1 tRNA gene and 2 rRNA genes are annotated in these 847 nt (G+C 49.6%); all 3 read right to left on the bottom strand.

Going from position 1 to position 847, the window contains the following annotated elements:
* A 23S ribosomal RNA gene (locus ACJHWR_RS25250) occupies positions 1-392 on the bottom strand; the annotation flags it as partial.
* Between the two features lie 193 nt (positions 393-585).
* Positions 586-661 (bottom strand) — tRNA-Glu (locus ACJHWR_RS25245).
* A gap of 85 nt (positions 662-746) precedes the next feature.
* A 16S ribosomal RNA gene (locus ACJHWR_RS25240) occupies positions 747-847 on the bottom strand; the annotation flags it as partial.

Below are 847 nucleotides of genomic sequence, written 5' to 3'. Positions count from 1 at the left end.
ATACCACGTGTCCCGCCCTACTCATCGAGCTCACAGTATGTGCATTTTTGTGTACGGGGCTGTCACCCTGTATCGCGCGCCTTTCCAGACGCTTCCACTAACACACACACTAATTCAGGCTCTGGGCTGCTCCCCGTTCGCTCGCCGCTACTGGGGGAATCTCGGTTGATTTCTTTTCCTCGGGGTACTTAGATGTTTCAGTTCCCCCGGTTCGCCTCATTAACCTATGGATTCAGTTAATGATAGTGTGACGAATCACACTGGGTTTCCCCATTCGGAAATCGCCGGTTATAACGGTTCATATCACCTTACCGACGCTTATCGCAGATTAGCACGTCCTTCATCGCCTCTGACTGCCAGGGCATCCACCGTGTACGCTTAGTCGCTTAACCTCACAACCCGAAGATGTTTCTTTCGATTCGTCATCGTGTTGCGAAAATTTGAGAGACTCACGAACAACTTTCGTTGTTCAGTGTTTCAATTTTCAGCTTGATCCAGATTTTTAAAGAGCAAATATCTCAAACGTCACCCGAAGATGAGTTTTGAGATATTAAGGCAGGTGACTTTCACTCACAAACCAGCAAGTGGCGTCCCCTAGGGGATTCGAACCCCTGTTACCGCCGTGAAAGGGCGGTGTCCTGGGCCTCTAGACGAAGGGGACGTATCAGTCTGCTTCGCAAGACGCCTTGCTTTTCACTTTCTATCAGACAATCTGTGTGAGCACTTCAAAGAACGCTTCTTTAAGGTAAGGAGGTGATCCAACCGCAGGTTCCCCTACGGTTACCTTGTTACGACTTCACCCCAGTCATGAATCACAAAGTGGTAAGCGCCCTCCCGAAGGTTAAGC

The sequence above is a fragment of the Escherichia sp. WS568 genome, assembly GCF_046486085.1.
GTDB lineage: Bacteria > Pseudomonadota > Gammaproteobacteria > Enterobacterales > Enterobacteriaceae > Escherichia > Escherichia coli.
The sequence above is the reverse complement of the archived record's forward strand: the minus strand, read 5'-3'. Positions and strand labels throughout refer to the sequence as shown.